This is a genomic window from Kitasatospora sp. NPDC059812 (assembly GCF_042732075.1).
Classification (GTDB): Bacteria; Actinomycetota; Actinomycetes; order Streptomycetales; family Streptomycetaceae; genus Kitasatospora.
Genome location: NZ_JBHWIO010000015.1, coordinates 13,685 through 35,655 on the forward strand (window position 1 = coordinate 13,685; position 21,971 = coordinate 35,655).

19 protein-coding genes are annotated in these 21,971 nt (G+C 73.5%); 9 read left to right on the forward strand and 10 right to left on the reverse strand.

The genetic code is table 11. The features are described 5' to 3' along the window. The first annotated feature begins 334 nt into the window (after positions 1-334). The 3 genes from ACFV6D_RS10700 to ACFV6D_RS10710 all read left to right on the forward strand — a co-directional run bounded on the left by ACFV6D_RS10700 (position 335) and on the right by ACFV6D_RS10710 (position 4,266). The gene (locus ACFV6D_RS10700; protein ID WP_380559236.1) at positions 335-1,912 is read left to right on the forward strand and encodes a N,N-dimethylformamidase beta subunit family domain-containing protein; all 1,578 of its coding nucleotides are present in this window, start codon (positions 335-337) and stop codon (positions 1,910-1,912) included. Between the two features lie 270 nt (positions 1,913-2,182). Then, on the forward strand, positions 2,183-2,923 hold the full coding sequence (locus ACFV6D_RS10705; protein WP_063350695.1) for a polyprenol monophosphomannose synthase: 741 nt from the start codon (positions 2,183-2,185) through the stop codon (positions 2,921-2,923). A gap of 107 nt (positions 2,924-3,030) precedes the next feature. Further along, a complete protein-coding gene (locus ACFV6D_RS10710) occupies positions 3,031-4,266 on the forward strand; it encodes an aromatic acid exporter family protein (RefSeq protein WP_063350694.1) in 1,236 nt (411 codons plus the stop codon). Positions 4,267-4,315: 49 nt separating this feature from the next. Here the strand turns inward: ACFV6D_RS10710 and ACFV6D_RS10715 are convergent, their stop codons facing one another. The 6 genes from ACFV6D_RS10715 to ACFV6D_RS10740 form a co-directional block, all read right to left on the reverse strand. After that, positions 4,316-4,765, reverse strand: coding sequence for an SRPBCC family protein (locus tag ACFV6D_RS10715; RefSeq protein WP_380378358.1), 450 nt, complete (start codon positions 4,763-4,765; stop codon positions 4,316-4,318). 4 nt (positions 4,766-4,769) lie between these two features. Next, complete coding sequence (locus ACFV6D_RS10720) at positions 4,770-5,243, reverse strand: VOC family protein (RefSeq protein WP_380343904.1); 474 nt, start codon at positions 5,241-5,243, stop codon at positions 4,770-4,772. Between the two features lie 97 nt (positions 5,244-5,340). Next, positions 5,341-7,332, reverse strand: a complete 1,992-nt coding sequence (locus ACFV6D_RS10725; RefSeq protein WP_063350691.1) for a phosphocholine-specific phospholipase C — start codon at positions 7,330-7,332, stop codon at positions 5,341-5,343. A 14-nt stretch (positions 7,333-7,346) separates the two neighbouring features. Continuing rightward, the gene (locus tag ACFV6D_RS10730) at positions 7,347-8,780 is read right to left on the reverse strand and encodes an endonuclease/exonuclease/phosphatase family protein (RefSeq protein WP_380559238.1); all 1,434 of its coding nucleotides are present in this window, start codon (positions 8,778-8,780) and stop codon (positions 7,347-7,349) included. Positions 8,781-9,128: 348 nt separating this feature from the next. Next, the gene (locus tag ACFV6D_RS10735; RefSeq protein WP_063350689.1) at positions 9,129-9,395 is read right to left on the reverse strand and encodes a metal-sensitive transcriptional regulator; all 267 of its coding nucleotides are present in this window, start codon (positions 9,393-9,395) and stop codon (positions 9,129-9,131) included. A 145-nt stretch (positions 9,396-9,540) separates the two neighbouring features. Beyond that, the gene (locus ACFV6D_RS10740; protein WP_063350688.1) at positions 9,541-9,888 is read right to left on the reverse strand and encodes a PRC-barrel domain-containing protein; all 348 of its coding nucleotides are present in this window, start codon (positions 9,886-9,888) and stop codon (positions 9,541-9,543) included. A gap of 244 nt (positions 9,889-10,132) precedes the next feature. On the opposite strand from ACFV6D_RS10740, the gene ACFV6D_RS10745 reads away from it, so the two are divergent. Both ACFV6D_RS10745 and ACFV6D_RS10750 read left to right on the forward strand, forming a co-directional pair. Further along, entirely contained in the window at positions 10,133-10,963 is an 831-nt protein-coding gene (locus ACFV6D_RS10745) for an SAM-dependent methyltransferase (RefSeq protein ID WP_380559240.1), read from the forward strand. Between the two features lie 402 nt (positions 10,964-11,365). Then, a complete protein-coding gene (locus tag ACFV6D_RS10750; protein WP_063350686.1) occupies positions 11,366-12,091 on the forward strand; it encodes a DUF4097 family beta strand repeat-containing protein in 726 nt (241 codons plus the stop codon). A 104-nt stretch (positions 12,092-12,195) separates the two neighbouring features. Here the strand turns inward: ACFV6D_RS10750 and ACFV6D_RS10755 are convergent, their stop codons facing one another. From ACFV6D_RS10755 to ACFV6D_RS10770, 4 genes are all read right to left on the reverse strand, one after another. Continuing rightward, positions 12,196-12,846, reverse strand: coding sequence for a hypothetical protein (locus tag ACFV6D_RS10755; RefSeq protein ID WP_244293555.1), 651 nt, complete (start codon positions 12,844-12,846; stop codon positions 12,196-12,198). Between the two features lie 208 nt (positions 12,847-13,054). Then, complete coding sequence (locus tag ACFV6D_RS10760; protein WP_063350685.1) at positions 13,055-13,729, reverse strand: response regulator transcription factor; 675 nt, start codon at positions 13,727-13,729, stop codon at positions 13,055-13,057. After that, on the reverse strand, positions 13,726-15,069 hold the full coding sequence (locus tag ACFV6D_RS10765) for a sensor histidine kinase (protein WP_380559242.1): 1,344 nt from the start codon (positions 15,067-15,069) through the stop codon (positions 13,726-13,728). Before ACFV6D_RS10765 ends, ACFV6D_RS10760 begins: the two co-directional genes overlap by 4 nt. Before the next feature lie 241 nt (positions 15,070-15,310). After that, on the reverse strand, positions 15,311-17,500 hold the full coding sequence (locus ACFV6D_RS10770) for an MMPL family transporter (RefSeq protein ID WP_380429041.1): 2,190 nt from the start codon (positions 17,498-17,500) through the stop codon (positions 15,311-15,313). A 415-nt stretch (positions 17,501-17,915) separates the two neighbouring features. On the opposite strand from ACFV6D_RS10770, the gene ACFV6D_RS10775 reads away from it, so the two are divergent. The 4 genes from ACFV6D_RS10775 (at position 17,916) to ACFV6D_RS10790 (ending at position 21,823) form a co-directional block, all read left to right on the forward strand. Next, the gene (locus ACFV6D_RS10775) at positions 17,916-19,040 is read left to right on the forward strand and encodes a DegT/DnrJ/EryC1/StrS family aminotransferase (RefSeq protein WP_380429044.1); all 1,125 of its coding nucleotides are present in this window, start codon (positions 17,916-17,918) and stop codon (positions 19,038-19,040) included. Positions 19,041-19,136: 96 nt separating this feature from the next. Then, positions 19,137-20,081 (forward strand): NAD(P)-dependent oxidoreductase, encoded by a 945-nt coding sequence (locus ACFV6D_RS10780; RefSeq protein ID WP_063350681.1) that lies wholly within the window; start codon positions 19,137-19,139, stop codon positions 20,079-20,081. A gap of 12 nt (positions 20,082-20,093) precedes the next feature. Continuing rightward, entirely contained in the window at positions 20,094-21,173 is a 1,080-nt protein-coding gene (locus ACFV6D_RS10785) for a hypothetical protein (RefSeq protein WP_380559243.1), read from the forward strand. 113 nt (positions 21,174-21,286) lie between these two features. Beyond that, positions 21,287-21,823 (forward strand): excalibur calcium-binding domain-containing protein, encoded by a 537-nt coding sequence (locus ACFV6D_RS10790; protein ID WP_380559244.1) that lies wholly within the window; start codon positions 21,287-21,289, stop codon positions 21,821-21,823. The last annotated feature ends 148 nt before the right edge of the window (positions 21,824-21,971 follow it).

The window sequence follows — 21,971 nt, forward strand, 5'->3', positions numbered from 1 at the left end:
GGGTCGCGGGCGTCACCCCCGGATCGGCCGAATCCGACGACACCACGTGCACCCCTGTCCACGAGTCGGCCGGCCGCGCTCGGCTCCGGCCCCCCAAAGGCCGCCGGACGGCGGGCCTGGTCAGGCTAGGGGACCGGATCGGTGCCGCCGGGGAGCAGCGCGTCCGGACACGCCAGCGGTGCCCCGGACGGCCCTCAGCGGTGGCGGGCGGCGCCCCGCCGTGCTGGTCGTCCCGGCGCGGCGGGCCGCACCTGCTGCTCGGAACGGGCGAGGATGTCCGCGCGATCGACCGATGTGTGCAGGTTTGCCGAGGACGGACACCAGGGAGGCAGCGGTGGCGGAACCGAGTCGGCGGGGGATTCTGGGCCTGGGCCTGCTGGCGGCGGCCACCGCCTCCTGCGGCACCCGCCGCCCGGACCCCGCCCCGCACTCCTCGTCCGACGGCCCTGCCCCGCGCCCCTCCGCCGACGACCCCGCCCCGACCGCTGACGCCCAGCACGTGGACGTCCCGCCGGAGCAGTCCCTTCCCGGCGCGCCCGACTGGGAGATCACCGACCCCGGCCCCGCCGACGCCATCGAGGGCTTCGCCGACCGGGTCAGCGTGCTGCCCGGTGAGCAGTTCGGCCTGCACGTCTCCACCCCGGCCGCCGCCTTCACCGTCTCCGCCTACCGCACCGGCTGGTACGACGGCGCCCGCGCCCGCCTGGTCTGGCGCCGCGAGCACGTCCCGGGCGGCCGGCAGCCCGCCCCGCACGTGGACCCCGCGACCAGGACCGTGCTGACCGGCTGGCAGCGCACCCTCGCCGTGGACACCACCGGCTGGCCCGAGGGCGCCTACCTGCTGCGCCTGGACGCCGAGGACGGCTCCGGCCAGCGCTACGTCCCGCTCACCGTCCGCTCCGCCGCCACCGCCGGGCGGACGGTGGTGATGAGCGCCCCCGCCACCTGGCAGGCGTACAACGGGTGGGGCGGGTACAGCCTCTACAACGGCCCCACCGGCGGTCTGGCCACCCGCTCGCTGCGGGTGGTCTTCGATCGGCCCTACGACTACGACCACGGCGCCGGGCTGTTCCTGGTGTACGAGGCGCCACTGGTCGCGCTCGCCGAGCGGCTCGGGCTGCCGCTCGCCTACACCACCGGGATCGACGTGGCCCGCGAGCCCGGGCTGCTGCACGGCGCGAGCGCCGTCCTCTCGCTCGGCCACGACGAGTACTGGTCCCCCGAGCAGCGCGCCCAGGTGGTCGCGGCCCGGGACGCCGGCACCAACCTGGCGGTCCTGGGCGCCAATTGCTGCTTCCGCCGGGTCCGCTTCGAGCCCTCGGAGCTGGGCCCGGACCGGACGGTGGTCTGCTACAAGGACGCGTGGGCGCAGGACCCGGGGCACCAGGCCGGCGCCCCGGCGACCACCGACTTCCGGGCCGGCCCGGGCGCCGACCCGGAGAGCTCGATGCTCGGCGTGATCTACGACGGCTACCCGGTGGACGCCCCGTACGTGGTCGGCTCGCCGGAGCACTGGGCGTTCGAGGGCACCGGCGTCGCCGCCGGGGCGTCGTTCCCGCACCTGGTCGGCGTCGAGTACGACCGGGTGGACACCGCCTTCCCCACCCCGCGTCCGATCGAGGTGATCGCGCACTCCCCCGTGGTCTGCGAGGGCCGCCGCTCGCACTCCGACACCGCGTACTACACCGTGCCGGGCGGCGCCGGGGTGTTCGCCTCCGGGACGATGCGCTGGGTGGAGGCCCTGGACGCGCACGGGCCCGGGGGCGGCAGCGCCGACCACGGGATCGACGCCCGGGCCGGGGACCTGGTCCGCCGGGTCACCGAGAACGTCCTGCGCACCTTCGCCGCCGGCCCGGCCGGCCTGACCCACCCGGCCCGGGACAACCTCGCGACCGTCTACGGCGGGGCGTAGCCCGCCGGGAGCTGCGAGGGACCGTCTGCGAGGGGCCGTCGAAGAAATTTCCCGGAACGACGGATCGGGGCGGTGACGCGGCGCCCCGGGCACGCATCGCGGTCGAACGGATTTCCGGGCCGTGGCCGGCCGTGCCCAGCCCGTCACCCGGGGCGAGGAACCGTCCGCCGCACCGATACACTCGCACGGTCTCATCCACCGCAGGTCGTCAAGGACAACCGTCCGGCGTGGCACGGGTGCCGGCCGGAAAGGGCACGAGGGAAACAGAACATGGTCGAGGCCTCCCCGAAGGTCGTTGTCGTCGTCCCCACGTACAACGAACGGGAGAACCTTCCGGTCCTCGCGGGTCTTCTCGCGGACCTCCCGGTACCGGGCCTGCACCTGCTGGTGGTCGACGACAACTCGCCGGACGGCACCGGCGAGATCGCCGACAAGCTCGCCGCGGAGTCTGGCGGCACCGTGGGCGTGCTGCACCGCACCGAGAAGGACGGCCTCGGCCGCGCCTACCTGGCCGGCATGGCCCGGGCCCTGGACGAGGACGCCGACGTCGTGGTCCAGATGGACGCCGACCTCTCGCACCCGGCCTCGGCGATACCCGCGATGGTCCAGGCCCTGCTGGCCGACGACACCGCCGTGGTGCTCGGCTCCCGCTACGTGCCCGGCGGTTCGACCGCCGCGGAGTGGCCCTGGCACCGCAAGGCCCTGTCCGCGTGGGCCAACCTCTACGTCAACACCATCCTCGGCCTGGGCGTCCGGGACGCCACCGCCGGTTTCAAGGCCTGGCGGGCGAGCACCCTGCGGGCGATCGACCTGCCGACCGTGCAGAGCAGCGGGTACTCGTTCCAGGTCGAGATGAACTACCGGGTCGTCCAGCGCGGCCTGACGATCCGCGAGGTGCCGATCCGCTTCGAGGAGCGGATCGAGGGCGCGTCGAAGATGAGCATCGGGGTGCAGGTCGAGTCGGCGCTGGCGCCCTGGAAGCTGCGGCTGAACCGTCAGGACCCGCGGTAGGCCGTATCCCGCCGCCGTGACCCTGGCCCGGGTCAAGGCCCGGGCATACGGGTGCCGGTCGGGCGGCTCGGCGGTGTGAAGGGCTGCCACAGGGAAAGAAGGGCGACATGGCCCTTCTCCCGGAGTCCCTCACGGCCCTGATCCGCCGCGGCGCCCGAGAACCCTTCGTCGTCCAGACCGTACGGGCCACCGTGGCCGCCACCCTCGCCTTCGCGGTGGCCACCCGACTCAGCAATGAGCCGGCCCCGCTGACGGCCCCGCTCACCGCGCTGCTGGTGGTGCAGGTCACCGTCTACTCGACGCTCAAGACCAGCATCCGCCGGGTCAACTCGGTGGTGGTCGGCGTGCTGATCGCGACCGGTTTCAGCGCCGTGGTGGGGCTCTCCTGGTGGAGCCTCGGGCTGATCATCCTGGCCTCGCTGGTCGTCGGCCGGTTCGTCCGGGTCGAGGAGTTCGTCCAGGAGGTCGCGATCAGCGCCATGCTGATCCTCGGCGTCAGCGGGCTCGCCTCGCAGGCCTGGGACCGGGTGCTGGAGACGCTGATCGGCGCCGCCGTCGGCCTGCTGTTCAACCTGCTGTTCGCCCCGCCGGTCTGGGTGGACACCGCCGGGGAGTCGATCGAGGACCTCGCCCGGCGGGCCCGCCAGCTGCTGCTGGACATCGCCGAGCAGCTGGGCCGTCCGACCCCGGTCGCCCGGGCCGCCGAGCAGCTGCACGAGGCCCGCCGGCTCGACCACGCCATCGCCGACGTGGACGTGGCACTGCGCCAGGCGGAGGACAGCCTGCGGCTCAATCCGCGGATCAACGACGGGCTGCTGTCCCGGCTGGTGCTGCGCACCGGGCTGGACACCCTGGAGATCTGCGTGGTGGTGATCCGGGTGCTGGCGCGCTCGCTGACCGACCTGGCCAAGCGGCGCGCGCCCGGCGAGCGGCTGTTCCCGCCGGACGTCGCGGTGGGCCTGGAGGAACTGCTGGCGCACGTCGGCGGGGCCATGGTCAGCTTCGCGGTGCTGGTCACCACCCAGGTGAGCCGCAGCGCCGAGGAGGCGGAGCGGCGGCTGACCGCCGAGCTGGCCGCGGCCTGGACCTGCCGGGAGAACGTCGCCCAGGTGCTGCTGCAGAAGGTGCGGGAGCACCCGGAGGCGTGGCAGTTGCACGGTTCGATACTGGCCGAGGTGGACCGGATCCTGGACGAACTGGACCTGGAGCACCGCAGCCGGCGGCTGATGGAGGAGCTGGACCGGGCCTCGGTGGCGAGCCGGGAGCGGTTCTCGCGGTTCGCCGGGCTGCGCCGGTTCGTCCGGGGCGAGCGGGCGCGCCCGGCGGTGCGGGCCGGGCGCTGACCCTGCGTCGGACTCCGGGGGGTCGGGGGGCTCAGGGGGCTCAGGGGGCTCAGGGCATCGACCAGGGTTCCTGCGGGAGCGGGTGGCCGGTCTCCAGGTAGGTCTTCAGGTTGGACAGCACCGCCGACCAGCCCTGCTCGACGTCCGCCCGCTCGGCCTCGTCGGCCAGCTGGTCGTGGGTGACGGTGAGCCGGGTGAGGTCGTGCCAGCCCCGGAGCTCGAAGGTGACCCGGGAGGGGCCGCCCGGGCGTCGTTCCCCGGGCCCCGCCCAGGTGGTGACCAGCCGGTGCGGGCGGTCGACGGCCTCGACGACGCCGATCACGTCGGCCGTCCCGGAGCCGTCGGCCCGCTGGTGCTCCCAGGGCGCGCCGGGCAGCCAGGTGGAGACGTTGCGGTGGCCCCAGTAGAGGCCGGACTCGTCGGCATTGGTGAGGGCGTGCCAGACCCGCTCGGGGGTGGCGCGCAGGTAGAGGGTGCTGCGGAAGGCGGGCGCGGCCATCGCGTCAGCCCCTGGCCGCGTCGAGCAGCGGCTGGACCTCGATCTTCTGCATCCGCATCATCGTCGCCATCACCCGGCCGGCCTTGGCCCGGTCCTCGTCGGCGATCAGGTCGAGCAGGACGCGCGGGGTGATCTGCCAGGAGAGGCCGAAGCGGTCCTTGAGCCAGCCGCACGGGCCCGCCTGGCCGCCGTCGGCGGTGAGCTCGGCCCAGAGCTCGTCGACCTCCTGCTGATCCTCGCATTCCACCTGCAGCGACATGGCCTCGGTGAAGTGGAACTCGGGGCCGCCGTTGAGGGCCGCGTACTCCCGCCCGGCGAGTTCGAAGGCGACGGTCATGACCGAGCCGGCTCCGCCGGGGCCGGTCTCGGGGTAGCGGGTGACCTGCGTGATGCGGGAGTTGGGGAAGAGGGAGGTGTAGAAGGTGGCGGCCGCTTCGGCCTGGTCGTCGAACCAGAGGAAGGTGGTGATCTTCTGCATGCGCCCGACGGTAGCCCCGGGCCCCGCCCGGACGGCCGAGCCACGGCCGGGGGTCACCGGTTCGGCGCCCCCGGCCCGCGGCCCGCCCGCTACCGGGTCAGTGCACCCAGCCCGCGTAGCGCTGCACGAAGCGCAGGCCGGTGTGGGCGGTGACGACGACGTCGTAGCGGCCCTGCTTGTCCAGCGGCCAGGACAGGTTCACCTGCTGCCCGGGCTTGACCCGGACGGTCTGCGCGGTGCCGGCGAAGTCGTTGGGGGCGGCGGTGAAGGAGACGTCGGTCATGCCGTCGTTGGCCACCTGCAAGGTGAGCCGCACGCTGCCGTGCAGGTCGGCGGTGACGATCGGCACGCCGATGTCGTTCTGGCCGTCCTGCCCGTCCCGAACCACGGTGCCGGCGAAGCGGCGGACGAAGCCGTCCGGGCCGTGGACGGTGAAGTCGTAGCGGCCGTTGGTGGTGGCGGCGTCCCAGACGTACCGGGCGGTGGCGCCGGGGGCGACGGTGTACGGGGTGCCCGCGAAGGGCAGCGCGATGTTCGGGTAGACGGTGTACGGGAAGGCCACCGAACCGTCGTTGCTCATCGTGCAGGTGACCTTGCCGGTCTTGCGGTCCACCTCCACGTCGGCCCACGGCTGGTAGGGCAGCGGGCGGTGCGGGCGCTCGCCGCGCTCCTGGACGGGCATCGACTGGGCTCCGACCGCCGGGAGGGCGACGCCGGGCAGCTTGGTGCCCGCGTCGGCCCTGGCCATCAGGGCGGTGGTGTCGGGCAGCGCCGGGACGGACGGGTTCGGCGCGGCGAAGTCGAAGCAGCTGGTGAGGTCGCCGCAGACGGACCGGCGCCAGGCCGAGATGTTCGGCTCGGCGACGCCCGTGACCAGCTCCATGAAGCGCAGCACGGAAGTGTGGTCGAAGACCTGGGAGTTGACCCAACCGCCGCGCGACCAGGGCGAGACGACCCACAGCGGGACGCGGTTGCCGAGGCCGATGGCGCGGCCCTGGGTGAACTCCTCGGGAGTGCCGGGCTCGGGGGTGGGCGGGACCATGTGGTCGAAGTAGCCGTCGTTCTCGTCGTACATGACCAGGAAGACGGTGTGCTCCCACACCGCCGGGTTGGACATCAGCGACTGGAGGGCCTGGTTGACCCAGTGCGCCCCGTACGCCGGGCCGGCCTCCGGGTGCTCGGAGAAGAGGTAGGGGGCGACCAGCCAGGAGATGGTCGGCAGGGTGCCGTCCTTGCAGTGGCGGTCGAAGGCGGCCGGGTCGAACTTGGTCATCGCGTTGATGTAACGCGGGTCGGTGGGCGGGAAGTTGTGGAACTGCTTGAAGTAGGAGAGGGCGTTGTCGTCGTAGTCGCCGGTGCGGTCGTCCTTGCTGGGGTTGTGGTAGACCCGCCAGCTGACGCCGGCCTGCTCCAGGCGCTCGGCGTAGGTGGTCCAGTCGGCGACGGGGTTGTCGGTGACCGGGGTGTTGTCGATCCAGGGCCCGGTGGTGCCGTCGCGGCCGGGGCCGGAGGTGCCCGTCCAGAGGTAGAGCCGGTTGGGGTCGGTCGGGCCGGCGAGGGAGGTGAAGTAGGCGTCGCAGAGGGTGAACGCGTCGGCCAGGGCGTACTGGTAGGGGATGTCGTCCCGGGTGAAGTAGCCCATGGTGCGCTCGCCCTTGGCGGCGATCCACTTGTTCATCGCGCCGTTGTTGATCGCCTGGTGGCCGGTCGCCCAGTCGTGGGGCAGGCCGCCGGCGTTCTGCGCGTTGTACTTCGAGGTGTCCATCCGGTACGGCAGCATGGCTCCGCCGTCGCTGCGGCGGCTGTCCGGCTGGCGGAACACGTCGGCGCCGTCCGGGAATTGGAGCGCCTGCTTGTCGCCGAAGCCGCGGACGCCGCTGAGCGTGCCGAAGTAGTGGTCGAAGCTGCGGTTCTCCTGCATCAGCACGACGACGTGCTTGACGTCCTTGATGGTGCCCGTCAGCCGCTCGGAGGCGGCAGGGGCGGCGGCGGGGGCGGCCTCGGCGGGGGCGGCGCCCAATCCGGTCAGGGCGGTGGCGCCGACGGCCGCGGTGGCGCCGACGAAGGTGCGGCGGGAGAGCTCGGACATCACGAACTGGCCTCTCAGAGCTGGAAAGTGGCGACGGCGGCGGCGGTGTCGGAGGGCCACTCGTTGGCGGCGGTGTTCGGCTCGGGCTGCGGCCAGTCGGCGACCAGGGTGTGCGCCTCGACCAGCTTCAGCGGGCCCGCGTACTGGACGTAGTCGATGCGGTCCTGCGGCTCGGGCTTGGCGCCGCGCTGCTTGCGGGTCGGCGACCAGGTCGCGCCCGGGAACTTGACCGGGTCGCGGTGCTCCTCGCGGAAGGTGTCGGTCAGCCCCGCGCCCTGAAGGGCCACGCCGACGGGCCAGTTGAGCACCCCGACGCCGCCGTGCGCGGCGGCGGTGGCGGCCGTCCAGTCCAGGTGGGACGGCGAGGAGAGGGCGCCGGCGAGCACCACCGGGGTCCGCCGGGCGATGTCCGCGCGCACTGCGGCGGCCAGGGCCTTGGCCTGCTTCAGGCGGAGCGAGGCGGTCTCGGCCGCCTCCGTCTGGGCGGCCGTCCGACCGTCCTGGAGCGCGTACGGGCCGTAGCCGGCCTCGTCGAGGTGCGCGGCCCAGAACCGGACGGCCCGGCCGCCGGGGAGCTGCACGGTGGCCCCGGCGGCGGGCAGGTCGGCGGTCGGCGGGGTGACGTCGGCGAGCGGGTAGCGGCTCAGGATGCCGACGCTGCCGGGGCTCTGGTAGGCGTACCAGCCGAGCGCGTCGGCCAGGGTCTTCGCCCGCTCACCAGCGGTCTCCTGGAGGGCGAGCACGTCCAGGCCCTGGGTGAGGACGACGCGCAGCTGCTTCTCCAGGGCGTCGGTGTACCCGGCGCCGGCGTCGTGCAGGTTCCAGCTGGCGGCCTTGAGGCGCGGCGGCGCGGCGGGGTCGACCACGGGGATGAGGACGGTGACGGTGTCGACGGCACCCGCGCTGTCCTTGACGCCGACGACGGCCACCTCGGGGCTCTTGCCCGCCGCGGGCGCGGTGCCGGTGAGCGTGCCGTCGGCGGTGACGTTCAGCCAGGACGGCCCGCTGACCTTGCGGAAGGCGGCGCTCCCCGCCGGGTTGCCGGCCGGGCGGGACCAGAGGCCGCCGAGCTTGACGGAGACCGCCGCGCCGGGGGCGACGGGCGCGGTGGTGAGGGCGTCCACGGCGCTGTGCGGGCGGACGACGGCCGGCTTGGCGCGGAAGCTGAACGGGGCCGTCTGGGCGAGGACGCCGTAGCCGTCCTTGGCGAGCAGGTAGGCGGTGTACGGGCCGCCGGTCAGCGCGGAGGTGTCGAGCTGGAGGTCGCCGGAGGTGCCCGGGACGTACTTCCAGACGAGAGAGCTGCCGTTGCCGGGCTGGCGGCCGCCGTCGTAGACGCCGACCCAGTTCTTGGCGTCGGGGGCGTCGGTCGTCCAGTGGAAGGTGAGCCGGTCGCCTTCGGTGGGGTTGGCGGAGGAGGTGAGGGTCAGGGCGCTGCCTGCGGCCACGGTTGTCCTGTCCGCCGCCCGGGGCCCGGTCCGCCGGGGGTCGGCGCCGGGTCCGCGCGCGGCTGGTCACGGAGGCTGGGGAGGGAGGGCCCGGCAGTTGGCTGTACAACTGCGGGCGGCCCTCATTCACCCGAAAGTCAGCGACCGGGACGTGAACGGCGCGTGACGGCCCATCGGGCGGTTCGGGAACTCCGTGGCGGGCGGCGGGAATCCTCGGCGGAAACGCCGGGAGCGCTGGGAGGGCCGGAAACGCCGGGGGGCCGCGACGGGATCCGTCGCGGCCCTCCTGTGCTGCTGCGCTGCTGCGCCTCTGTGCCTCTTGGCTTCTGCGCTCCTCGGCTTCCTGACTTATGCCAGGGCGAGGAACAGCTTCTCCAGCTCGGCCTCGCTCATCGGCGGGGTGTCCTCGTCGGAGACGGCCATGCACTGGCGCATGCCGCTGGCCACGATCTTGAACCCGGCCCGGTCCAGGGCGCGCGAGACCGCCGCGAGCTGGGTGACCACGTCCTTGCAGTCACGGCCCGCCTCGATCATCGCGATCACCCCGGCCAACTGGCCCTGGGCACGGCGCAGCCGGTTCAGGACCGCGCCGACCGATTCCTCGTCCACCTGCATGTCCGGGCCGCCTTTCGCATCGACTGTCGACTGACAACTGTACCCGGCGGGGTATCCATTCCCGGGCGGGGCGATGCGGGCGAGGGGCGCTGGGGCCTTCGGCGGTTCAGCGGCGGTGTTCAGCGGCTTTGGTCAGCGGCTGTGCTCAGCGGCGGGCGAGGCGGCGCTCGCCACCGGCGCCGGTCTCGTACGGGAGCCCGTAGTGCGCGAACACGGCCGGTTCCTCCTCGGCGGGCAGGACGTCGTCGGTGCCGATCGACGGCGCCTGCTTGACCTGGTTCTTCGGGAACGCCACCCGGACGTAGTCCGGCCCGACGACCGCCCCGTCGAGCGGGACGAACACCAGGCGGCGCTTGGTCACCAGGCCGACCGTGACGGTGGCGAAGAACGGCTGGTCGGTGGCCGTCTCCACGTAGACGGACTCCAGCGAGCCGATGCGGTGGCTCTTCTCGTCGACCACGACGTGGCCGCGCCATTCGCGGATGTCTGCCATAGCGATCACCACGGCGTCGGACCTCCCGTTCCCCGGCCTTTCCGCTTCCGTCGTCCGGCGACGGTTCGCCGCCGGGACCTCCCATCCTGCGCCGGGACGACCGGGGGCGCGCGATGGGCGACGAAAACGGACATACGGGGGTGACCCGACCAACCGCCACCAGGGCCGTGACCTGGGCTTTAGGCTGTCCGCCGAGGGAGTTACAAGCAGATCATCCGATCGTCAACAGACGGAGGCAACGGCCGTGGGACACGACGACCTGTGGGAGTCCGGCGAAGCCGGAACCCCGGCCGACCTACGGCCCGACATCCCGCACCCGGCCCGGATGTACGACTACTACCTCGGCGGGAAGGACAACTTCCCCGCCGACCGGGCCGCCGCCGAGAAGGCGCTCGCCGCCAATCCGGAGTTCCGCTCCACCGCGCGGGCCAACCGGGGCTTCCTCACCCGCGCGGTGCGCTGCGTCGCCGACCTCGGCATCGACCAGTTCCTCGACATCGGCACCGGCATCCCCACCGCCGGCAACACCCACGAGATCGCCCAGGCCGCCAATCCCGGGGCGCAGGTCGCCTACGTCGACAACGACCCGATCGTGCTCAGCCACGCCCGCGCCCTGATGTCCGGCACGGGCCCGGGGCGGACCGCCGTCCTCCAGGCCGACCTGCGCGAGCCGTCCGCCGTACTCGCCGCCGTCGAGGCCGCAGGGCTCCTCGACCTCTCCCGACCGGTCGGCCTCGTCCTGGCCGCCGTCCTGCACTTCCTGCGCGACGAGGACAAGCCGTACCAGGCGGTCGACACGCTGATGGACGCGCTCCCCTCCGGCAGCCACCTCGTCCTCTCGCACGGCACTGCCGACTTCATCCCCGCCGAGGTCCGCGACCGCGTCACCGGCATCTACGACAAGGCCACCGCCCCCCTCGTCGGCCGCACCCGCGACGAGGTCCGCACCTTCTTCGACGGCCTCGACCTCCTCGACCCCGGCATCACCACCGTCCCCCTCTGGCGCCCCGACGCCGCCCCCGCCCCTGGCGCCGACCGCGTCAGCATCTACGGCGCGGTGGGTCGCAAGCCCTGACGGCGCCCCGGGGTGAATATACCGACCGGTCTACTGATTCCCCGCCCCGAGCCCGGACCCTCCCCGAACAACCGCTGATCCGACGATTCCGCCCTGCGCACAGGAAGTCGGCGGGTCCGACTTCCTGTGCGGAAAACGGCTCCGCGACCGCCCCCGGAAAATATGTAGGCCGGTCTACAGATTTTTCCTCGGGGGCGACGGCAGGGGCACGGATGGGCCCAGGTGGGCACGGGTGGGGGTGGGGGGAGCGGCGCCGGGGGGCTGACTGGAGTCGCTTTTGGGGGGTTAATACCACCGACCGGGGCCACCACGTGCGGTTACTGTCGTCGGGACGGCTCCGGACGGGGGCAGTCATCAGGGGCTATCGCGCAACAAGCAGCGCAGGACACATGGGGGACGAACATGGGCAGGTACCACCGTTTCGCGGGGGCTCTCGTGGTCGCCGGGGTCTCCGCCGGGGTGCTCAGCGCCTGCAACCCGATCGGGACCAACTTCACCGACGACGCCACCGTCACGGACAAGATCACCGGCATCCGGCTGGACAGCGACGCCGGGGAGGTGACCGTGCGCGGCAAGGCCGGCGCCACCCAGGCCGCCGTCCACCGCAACATCACGTACCGGAGCGGCAAGCCGGGCGCGAGCACCCGGGTGGACGGCGGCGTGCTGGTGCTCGGCGGCTGCGGGCGCAACTGCTCGGTGGACTACACCGTCGAGCTGCCGCCGGGGCTGCCGATCACCGGGGGGACGTCGGCGGGCGGGATCAAGCTCACCCAGGTCGGCGACGTCTCGGTGCACACCAGCTCCGGCGACATCACGCTCGACGACGTGGCCGGGCCGGTCGACGTGCGCACCGACAACGGCGAGATCAAGGGCACTTCGCTCAAGGGCGACCGGGTCAGCGCCAAGACCGACAACGGCGGGATCAAGCTCACCCCCGGCAAGGCCCAGAACATCACGGCGAAGACCTCCAACGGCGAGATCAACGTGACCGTGCCGACCGCCTCGTACCACGTCACCGCCTCGACCGACCTGGGCGAGAAGCACATCGGCGTCCAGAACGACCCGAACGGCCAGTACAAGCTGGACCTCGGGACGAACATCGGCGAGATCACCGTCAAGACGGGCTGACCGACCCGGTCGACGGGGCCGCCAACGGGACGCCGTGACGGCCGAGTTCGGCCCCCAGCGCGGTCGCCCGGCCCCGCCGGTGGGCCTGGCGGGGCCGGGGGCGGTCAGAGACCGACCTGGACCTCGGCGCGGTGCCGGATGTACTCGTCGGGGTGCGCCCTCGCGATGGCCACCGCGGCCTCCACCAGGGCGTGCAGCCGCGACGGGTAGGCACGCGGCACGAGGGGCAGCCCGGGGAGGATGCAGCGCCGCACGTCCAGGTCCTCGTTGGCGACGAACTCCCGCAGCGCGGCCTCGTACCAGGCGTCCCGCACGGTCGACCCCTCGTCGGCGGCGGCCGTGCCGCGGCCGTCCCCAACCGACAGGGACGTCCAGTACCAGGCCCGGGCGGCGCCAGCGCGCTCGGTGTCGGTGCCGGTGTGCAGGTAGCCGAGCAGGGTCAGCCGGACCCGGCGCTGGCCGAAAGCGAGCAGGGCCGGCTCGACGAAGCGCCGGTTGAAGCTCGGGTTGGGGTCGTAGATCGCCGCTTCCAGCAGTGCCTCGAAGTACTCCTCGGGCAGGTCGGTACGCCCGGAAAGCGCCTTGTGGACCTCCCACCGGGCCGCGCTCGGGAAGTCCGCCCCGTGCGCGGCCTCAGCCCCGAGCAGGCGGAGCAAACGCGTCAACCGCAGGTCGAACTCCTGCGATCCGTCCGCCGTGCGCCCGGGCAACGGCTGGAGAATCCGCACCTCGCCTGCCGTGTCCTTCGTTTCCACGAACACCCTCCTCATCCTGAGTCATCGGCAGACTACTCGCTGATACACCAGTTCGGAGGTCGTTTTCGGGCAGGCTGGAATTCAGATCACCGACATATGGCCGGAGTTTGACGGTCGCTCAGCCCTGCTACCGGCGCAAACCAGGCGAGTTGGACGGACGGGCCGACGGACGGGCCGACGGATGAGCCGACGGGCGGGCCTTCGCCGGTCAGGCCGGACGGCCCGGCGGGACCAGGCCGGACTGGTAGGCGATCGCGACGAGTTGGGCCCGGTCCCGGGCGTCCAGCTTGGCCATCGCGCGGTGGACGTGGGTGCGGACGGTGAACGGGCTGACGAACATCCGCTCGGCGATCTCCTCGTTGGTGAGCCCGGTGGCGGCCATCGACATCACCTCGCGCTCGCGCGCGGTGAGCACGGACAGCCGCTCGGAGGTGCCGCCGGCCGCCGGATCGGGCTGGGCGAGGAGCTGGTCGATGACGGCCCGGGTGGCGGCGGGCGAGAGCAGGGCGTCCCCGGCGGCGACGGTGCGGACGGCCGCGAGCAGTTCCGCCGGGTCCGCCCCCTTGCCAAGGAAGCCGCCGGCGCCGGCCCGCAGTGCCTGGGCCACGTACTCGTCGATCTCGAAGGTGGTGAGGATCAGCACCCGGGTGCCGGCCAGGTCCTCGTCGCCGCAGATGGCGGCCGTCGCACCGAGGCCGTCGGCGCCGGGCATGCGGATGTCCATCAGGACGATGTCGGGGCGGGTGGCGCGGGCGAGTTCGACGGCCTGGTGGCCGTCGGCGGCCTCGCCGACCACCTCCATGTCGTCCTCGGCGTCGATCAGCACCCGGAACGCACCGCGCAGCAGCGCCTGGTCGTCCGCGAGCAGTACCCGGATGGTCATGCGTGGTCCTTGTCTACTCGAACGGCGCGGTCTTCCCGGCCGGCACGGTCTACTCGAACGGCACGGTCTTCCCGGCCGGCACGGTCCGCCCGTACGGCGCTGTCACCGCGACCGGCACAGCCACCGCGACCGGCGCTGTCGTCCCGGGCGCCGGTGCGCAGCGGAAGTTCGGCGGTGACCAGGAAGCCGCCGTCGGGCCGGCTGTCTGCGGTGAGGCGGCCGCCGACCGCGCCGGCCCGTTCGCGCATGCCGATCAGTCCGAAGCCGCCCTCGCCGGGGGCCGGGTGGGGCAGCAGGGCCTGCCGGGGGCGTGCGCTGGTCGGCGGGCGGCCGTTGGCGACGCTGACGGCGACCCGGCTGCCGCTGTAGGCGAGGGTGATATCGGCGCCGGCGCCCTGGGCGTGCTTGGCGACGTTGGTCAGGGACTCCTGGACGATCCGGTAGGCGGTGAGGTCCACGCCGGGCGAGAGCGCGCGGGCCTCGCCCTCGACGGTGAGCCGCACCGGCAGGCCGGTGCGTTCGAAGGCGTTGATCAGCTCGGGGAGCCGGTCGAGGCCGGGGGCCGGTTCGAGCGGGGCGGGCTCCTCGGCGCGGCGCAGCAGGCCGACGGTGGCGCGCAGTTCCTGGAGCGCGGAGCCGGTGGCGTCGGTGATGTGGCTGAGCACCTCGCGGGCCTGGGTGGGGTGGCGGTCCATGAGGTAGACGGCGATGCCGGCCTGGGCGTTGGCGAGGGCGATGTGGTGGGCGACGACGTCGTGCAGGTCGCGGGCGATCCGGATCCGCTCGTCGGCGACCCGGCGGCGGGCCTCCTCCTCGCGGGTGCGTTCGGCGCGTTCGGCGCGTTCCTCGATGGCGGCGAGGTGGGCGCGGCGGTTGCGGATGGAGTCGCCGAGGGCGCCGGGCAGCAGGGCCCAGGCGAGGACGCCGAGCCGTTGGCCGATCGGGCCGCCGCCGTCGCCGATCAGCGAGGTGCCGGTGAGCAGGACGGCGGAGGCGATCGAGGCGCGCAGGGCGGTGGCGCGGTCGGTGCGGACGGCGAGGAAGTAGAGGGCGAGCAGCAGCGGGGTGGCCAGCCCGGGGGTGAGGCGGGGGGTGGTGAGGATGAGGGCCATCGTGCAGATCAGCGTGATGACGACCACGGTCCGCGGGTGCCGTCGGTGGGCGAACACGGTGACGGCGGAGGCCAGCGCGATGGTGGCGCTGAGCGGCCTGAAGGAGATGACGTGGCCGGTCTGGTCGACGGTGACGCCGAGGCCGGTCATCGCGATCAGCACGGCGCCGCCGACGGCGTCGAGCAGCCGGGGGTGGTCGCGGCGCAGCCGCTGCCAGGTGTCGCTCATCGTGGTGCTCTCCGGGTCGGGGGTGCCCTGGCGGCACCCTCGCCGGGTTCTGCCAGTTCGTGCCGAACCGCGCCCTGCCGGGCGGGGTGGGCCGGGTCGGGGGCCGCCGTGTGCGTGGCGGACCCCGACAGCAACGGTAACGGTAGGGATCGAACCATTGTCCGGGCCGGGGCCCGCCCCGTGGATCGGGACGGGCCCCGGCTGGTCCGCAGGGGGGTCGACGGGGGCTTGAAGACACGCCCTAGACGCCGACGGACTCCCGGACCGGGGCCGGTTCGGGGGCGGCGGTCTGCAGCTTGCTGCCCTCGACGTCGATGTCCGGTATCAGCCGGTCCAGCCAGCGCGGCAGCCACCAGGCGCGGCGGCCGAGCAGGGCCAGGACGGCCGGGACGATGGCCATCCGGACCACGAAGGCGTCGAAGGCGACGGCCGCGGCGAGGCCCAGGCCCATCATCTTGATCATCGGTTCGCCCATGCCGATGAAGCCCGCGAAGACGGCGATCATGATGAACGCGGCGGCGGTGACCACCCGGGCGTTGTGCCGGAAGCCGGTGACGATGGCCTCGTCGGGCTGCTCGCCGTGGACGAAGCCCTCGCGGATCCGGGTGACCAGGAACACCTCGTAGTCCATGGCGAGGCCGAAGACCACGCCGACCATGAAGATCGGCATCATGCTCATCACCGGGCCGGTCTGTTCGACGCCGATCAGGTTGGCCAGCCAGCCCCACTGGAAGACCGCGACGACCGCGCCGAGCGCGGCGGCCACCGAGAGCAGGAAGCCGAGCGCCGCCTTCAGCGGGACGAGCACCGAGCGGAACACCACCAGCAGCAGGACGACGGCGAGGCCGACGACCACCGCGAGGTAGGGCACCAGCGCGTCGGTGAGCTTCTGCGAGACGTCGATGTTCATCGCCGTCGTGCCGCTGACCAGGACCGTCGCCCCGGTGGTCGTCTTGAGGCCGGCGGCGTGGCCGCGGATCGCCTGGACCAGGTCCTTGGTCTCCGCAGCGCTCGGACCGGTGGACGGGACGGCGTTCAGCAGGGCGGTGTCCCCCGCCTTGTTGAACATCGGCGGGGTGACGGAGACCACGCCGGGCAGCCCGGAGACCGTCTTGGCGACCTCGCTCGCGGCGGCCTTCGGATCGGGCGTGCCCTTGACGTCCACCATGACGGTCAGCGGCCCGTTGAAGCCGGGGCCGAAGCCCTCGGACAGCAGGTCGTAGGCGCGGCGCTGGGTGGTGGAGGTCGGCTTGGACTCGTCCCCGGGCAGGCCGAGCCGCAGGTCGAGCGCCGGGGCGGCGAGCACCCCGAGGCCGATCACGCCGCCGAGCAGCACCGCGAGCGGGCGGCGCAGCACGAACTTGGCCCAGCGGGAGCCGCCGTTCTCCTTCTTCGGCTGGACGGTGCCCTTGCGGGCCTTGCGGGGCAGCACCCGGCGGCCGATGAAGCCGAGCAGCGCGGGGACCAGGGTGAGCGCGACCAGGACGGCGATGACCACCGTGCCGGCCGCGGCCATGCCCATCTTGGCGAGCATCGGGATGCCGACCACCGAGAGCCCGGCCAGGGCGATCACCACGGTGAGTCCGGCGAACACCACGGCGGAGCCGGCGGTGCCGACGGCCCGGCCGGCCGCCTCCTGCGGGGTGTGGCCCTCGGCGAGCTCGGCCCGGAAGCGGGAGACGATGAACACGGCGTAGTCGATGCCGACCGCGAGGCCCAGCATCATCGCGAGCGTGCTGGTGGTGGAGGACAGGCCGAGCGTGCTGCCCAGCCCGGTGATCAGGGCCATGCCGAGGCCGACCCCGATCACGGCGGTGAGCAGCGGCAGGCCCGCGGCCACGAGTGAGCCGAAGGTGATCACCAGGACGACCGCGGACAGCGCCATGCCGATCATCTCGCTGCTGCCGCCGGCCTCGGGCTTGGCCATCAGCGCGTTGCCGCCGACCTCGACCTTGAGCCCGGCGTCCCGCCCGTGCTGGGCGGCCTGTTCGAGGGCGTCGGTGGCGCCCTTGGACAGCTCGCCCGCCTTGACGGAGTAGCTGACGGTCGCGTACGCGGTGGTGCCGTCCTTGGAGACGGTGTTGGCCTTGAACGGGCTGACCGCGCCGGTGACCTCGTCGGCGTGGGCGAGCTCGGCGACCGTCCGCTCCACCGCCTGCTGGTTGGGCTCGGCGGTGATCTTCTGCCCGGACGGGGCGACGAACACCAGGCGGGCCGAGGCGCCGTCGGCGTGGCCGCCGGGGAAGCGCTCGTTCATCAGGTCGAAGGCCTTCTGCGCCTCCGTACCGGGCATCGCGAAGCCGTCGTCGGGTGCGGCGGGCGCCTTGGCCGCCAGGACTCCGCAGACCGCCAGCACGGCGACCCAGAGCAGGGTCACCAGCCGGCGTCGGACGAAGGCCCAGCGGCCCAGGCGGTACAGGAACGTGGCCACGGAAGAGTGGACTCCTTCGGATCTCGGTCAGCGTGCGCACCGCGGCCGCCCCGACGCCTTTCGGCGCGGACCGCCCGCAGCATGGCCCATCCTTGATCGCCGGCCCCTCCTCCGTCGTCGTCCCTGCGCAGGCCGTTTGCGTACTGCGGACGCAGTACGGCCCCTCCCCGGACGGCGGAAGCGCATCAGCTGTGGCGGGAGCAGTCGGGCGCACTCCCGGCGGCGGCGACGGAGCGCTGACGGGGGCAGCGGCAGCGCGGCGACGGGGCCGGGCGCCGTCACCCGGGCGGGCGGCGACGACGGGCCGCGGCCCGGCGGGCGAAGTAGCGTGATGTGCCAGGCCCGACCCTTTTCCTGTGGTTCGGACCCATCTGACCCGATCGGTGCTGACCCCAGCCCGCCGCCGGAGGTGCCCATGGGCGTTCCAGCCGCCCGCATCGTGTTCGACGAATCCGACCGCGCGGCCGTCGCCGAGGCGGTGATGGAGATGCTCACCACCGGCGCCCTCACCCTGGGCCCGTGGACCGAGCGCTTCGAGCAGGCCTTCGCCGCCGAGCACGGCGCCTCGCACGCCGTCGCGGTGAGCAGCGGCACCGCGGCGCTGGAGGTGATCCTGCGCACGGTCGACGTCCGGGGCCGCGACGTCGTCGTGCCGGCCGTCACCTTCTACGCGACCGCCGGCGCCGTCCTGCACGCCGGCGGGCGCCCGGTGATCGCCGACGTCGACCCGGCCACCCTGGCGCTCTCCCCCGAGACGCTGGAGGCGGCCCTCACCCCGGATACCGCAGCCGTCGTACTCGTCCACATCGGCGGACTGATCACCCCGCGGGTCGAGGAGCTGCGCGCGCTCTGCGACCGGCACGGCGTCCCGCTGGTCGAGGACGCCGCACACGCCCACGGCAGCAGCCTCGACGGGCGCAGCGCCGGGACGTTCGGCCTGGCCGGGGCCTTCTCGTTCTACCCGACCAAGGTCACCACCAGCGGCGAAGGCGGCCTGGTCCTCACCGAGTCGCCCGAGCTGCGCGACGAGGCCCGCACCTACCGCGACCAGGGCAAGGGCTCCTTCACCACCAACCACCACGTCCGGCTCGGCCACGCCTGGCGGATGAGCGAGCTCAGCGCGGCCGTCGGCGCCGTGCACCTGCGCCGCCTCAAGGAGTTCATCGAGACCCGCCGGGCCGTCGCCCGCCGCTACGACGAGGCGCTGGCCGGGCTCGACGGCCTGGAGCCGGTGCTCGAACCGCCCGGCTGCCGCGGCAACTACTACAAGTACGTGGCGCTGCTGCCGCCCGGGGTGGAGCGCGCCGCGTTCAAGCGGGCGGTCGCCGAGGACTACGGCGTGCGGCTGTCCGGCGAGGTGTACGACCTGCCGCTGCACCTGCAACCCGTCCTCGCCCCCTACCGGCGCGGGCCGCTGCCGGTCGCCGAGGACGTCTGCGCGCGGCAGGTGTGCCTGCCGGTGCACTCCGACATGACCGGGGACGAGACCGAGCAGGTCATCGAGGCCGTCTCGGCGGTGCACCGGAGACTCGCCGGATAGCCGGGGCGGGGTCGACCCGACCAGGCGGGCGCGCCGAGGCGCTCGACACGGAGTTCGAGAAGGCGCTCGACACGGAGCCCGACAAGGAGAGAGATCGTGCGGATAGCCGTCACCGGGGGATGTGGATTCATCGGGTCACACGTCGTGGACCACCTGCTCGCGGCCGGCCACGACGTCCTCGCGGTGGACACCACCGACAAGTACCTCAACCCCGACGCCGAACACGCCCGGCTCGACATCCTCGACCTCGCGGCCCTCACCTCCGCGCTGGCCGGCAGTGAAGTGGTGTACCACCTCGCCGCGATGGCCGACGTCGAACAGGTCTCCGCCGACCCGGTGCGGGCCGTGCGGACCAACATCGACGGCACCGAGGCCGTCCTGGAGGCCGCCCGGCGCAGCGGGCTGAGCCGCACCGTGCTGGCGAGCACCGTCTGGGTCTACGGCGCCGCCCTCACCGACGATCAACTCGACGGTGGGGAGCAGGAGTTGGACGAACACGTGCCGATCGAGCTGGAACACAGCGGCCACCTCTACGTGGCCACCAAGCTCGCCGCCGAGATGCTGGTGCACAGCTACCGCGAGCTGTACGGACAGCACTTCACCATCCTGCGCTACGGCATCCCGTACGGGCCCCGGATGCGCGACGAACTGGTCGTCGCCCGGTTCGTCCAGGCCGCGCTCACCGGGCGGCCGATCACCATCGCCGGCGACGGGCGGCAGAGCCGCAACTTCGTCTACGTCGAGGACCTCGCCGACGCCCACGTCCGGGCCCTGTCCCCCGCCGCCGAGGACCAGACCTTCGCCCTGGAGGGCTCCACCGCCGTCTCGGTGCGCGACATCGCCGACACCGTCGACGACCTGCTGGGGCCGGTCTCGATCGAGCACATCGACGGCCGCAAGGCCGACTACACCGGGCGGCGGATCTCCTGCGCCCAGGCCAAGCGCCTGCTCGGCTGGTCTCCGCACACCAACTTCGCGGACGGCGTACGGAGTTACGCCGACTGGTACCGGGCCGCCGCAGCCGCCTCCGCCGCCTCCTGAGCGGGCCGCCCGATGCCGCACGCCCTGCTCGTCTCCGGCTCCCTCGGCCAGGGCCACGACGTGATGGCCCAGGCCTGCGCCGACACCCTGCGGGCCCGCGGCTGGACCACCCACACGGTCGACGCGATGGCCCTGCTCGGGCAGCGCTCCGGCGCCGCCGGGGAGGCCGTGTTCCGGCGGCTGCTCGACCTGCCCGGCGTGTACGACGCCTTCCACTTCTCGGCGTTGCGGCCCGGCGCCCGGCTCGCGCTGCTCGCCGACGCGGCCGCCCGCAGCCGGCTCGTCCCGGCCCTGCGCCAACTGGTCGCGGTGCAGCGGCCGCAGCTGGTGGTCTCCGTGTTCGCCACCGCCACCTCGGCCGTCAACCGGCTGCCTCAACGGGACTTCCGGCACTTCGTGTTCTGCACCGACGTGACACCGCACCGGCTCTGGGTGCAGGAGGGCACCGACCTGTTCCTGGTCACCTCCGAGGTCGCCGCCTGCGCCGTCCGCCGCTACCGGCCGGACGCCGCCGTCACCGTCCTGCCCGCTCCGCTGCGGGAACCGTTCTACCGGCCGCCCGGCCGGGCCGAGGCGCGTGCCGAACTGGGCGTCCCGGCGGGCGGGCGGTGCGTGCTGCTGATGTCCGGCGCCTGGGGGCTCGGACCGCTCGCCCGCACCGCCGCCTCGCTCGCCGCCGCCGGTCCGCACGTGCTCGCCGTCGCCGGGCGCAACCAAGAACTGGAACGGCGGCTGCGGGCCGCCGCCCGCCGGGAGCCGCGTCTGCACCCCTTCGGCTACACCGACCGGATCCCCGCCATGATGGCCGCCGCCGACCTCGTCGTCACCAGCTCCGGCGACACCTGTAGCGAGGCCCGCGCGCTCGGACGGCGACTGCTGCTGCTCGACGTCGTCCAGGGCCACGGTCGCGACAACCTCCAGCACGAGCTGGAACTCGGCCACGCCGACGTCGCCTCCGCCCACCCCGCCGAGGTGGTCCGCAACGCCCTCGCCGCCCTCGCCCGCCCAGCGCCCGCCCCCTCCCCCGGCGCCACCCCTGAGCCCTGGCGCACCGGGTTCACCGCGGCCCTGGCACAGGTGGGGCTGGCGTAGCCGAGGGCCGGGGCGAGCAATACGGGAGTCCCGGCCGGGGTGGAGCCGTGCACCCGGGCGGGGGCCGGGGCCGGAGTTCGCTACCTGGCGCATACCTGTTCCATACGGGTGTCATGCCCGACGTCGCCCAGCACACCGCCGGGGAGGCGCGTGCCCTGCTGGTGGCGGCCGGTGTCGCAGCCGACCGGATCCAGGAGCACAGCCGCTACCTGGACCTCGCGCTGCCCGCCGACCACGACGCCTGGGTGGTGTGCACGAACGTGCTCCAGCCCGGGAGCAAGCTGTACCCGGCGGCCTCTCCCGCGCTCCAACTGGTGAAGCCGGGGGCTTTGTGCCCGGCGGACCGGTACGCGGCGCTCTACGCGGACGAACGCAACGACCCGTCCAGCCCGAACCACCAGGGCAACGCCGGCGGCAGTTCCACTGGCGGGTCGTCGGGCGGAACGTCGGACGGAACGTCAGGCGGTGGCTCGGACGCGAACTCGGACGGGGCGTCGGGTGGCGGTTCCCAGGGCGGTGCCGGCGGCAGCGCCTACTACAAGAACTGCGACGCGGTGAAGGCCGCCGGCAAGGCCCCCCTGCACCGGGGCGACCCCGGGTACCGATCCGGCCTGGACCGCGACAACGACGGCGTCGCCTGCGAACGCTAGAAGACGCCGAGCAACGCCACACGGCGAAGCCCCCCCCCCCGGGGGGGGGGGGGTGGGCGGGGGGCGCGGCCCGCCCCCCGGACCGCGTGGGGGCCGGGGGGGGCCCGGGGGGGGGCGGTGGCGCGGCGGGGGGGGGCGCTCACGCGGG

Coding starts and splice junctions, on each gene's coding strand:
- ACFV6D_RS10705 (WP_063350695.1), top strand. CDS start 2,183: ATGGTCGAGGCCTCCCCGAAGGTCGTTGTCGTCGTCCCCACGTACAAC.
- ACFV6D_RS10710 (WP_063350694.1), top strand. CDS start 3,031: ATGGCCCTTCTCCCGGAGTCCCTCACGGCCCTGATCCGCCGCGGCGCC.
- ACFV6D_RS10715 (WP_380378358.1), bottom strand. CDS start 4,765: ATGGCCGCGCCCGCCTTCCGCAGCACCCTCTACCTGCGCGCCACCCCC.
- ACFV6D_RS10720 (WP_380343904.1), bottom strand. CDS start 5,243: ATGCAGAAGATCACCACCTTCCTCTGGTTCGACGACCAGGCCGAAGCG.
- ACFV6D_RS10725 (WP_063350691.1), bottom strand. CDS start 7,332: ATGTCCGAGCTCTCCCGCCGCACCTTCGTCGGCGCCACCGCGGCCGTC.
- ACFV6D_RS10735 (WP_063350689.1), bottom strand. CDS start 9,395: ATGCAGGTGGACGAGGAATCGGTCGGCGCGGTCCTGAACCGGCTGCGC.
- ACFV6D_RS10740 (WP_063350688.1), bottom strand. CDS start 9,888: ATGGCAGACATCCGCGAATGGCGCGGCCACGTCGTGGTCGACGAGAAG.
- ACFV6D_RS10750 (WP_063350686.1), top strand. CDS start 11,366: ATGGGCAGGTACCACCGTTTCGCGGGGGCTCTCGTGGTCGCCGGGGTC.
- ACFV6D_RS10760 (WP_063350685.1), bottom strand. CDS start 13,729: ATGACCATCCGGGTACTGCTCGCGGACGACCAGGCGCTGCTGCGCGGT.
- ACFV6D_RS10765 (WP_380559242.1), bottom strand. CDS start 15,069: ATGAGCGACACCTGGCAGCGGCTGCGCCGCGACCACCCCCGGCTGCTC.
- ACFV6D_RS10775 (WP_380429044.1), top strand. CDS start 17,916: ATGGGCGTTCCAGCCGCCCGCATCGTGTTCGACGAATCCGACCGCGCG.
- ACFV6D_RS10785 (WP_380559243.1), top strand. CDS start 20,094: ATGCCGCACGCCCTGCTCGTCTCCGGCTCCCTCGGCCAGGGCCACGAC.
- ACFV6D_RS10790 (WP_380559244.1), top strand. CDS start 21,287: ATGCCCGACGTCGCCCAGCACACCGCCGGGGAGGCGCGTGCCCTGCTG.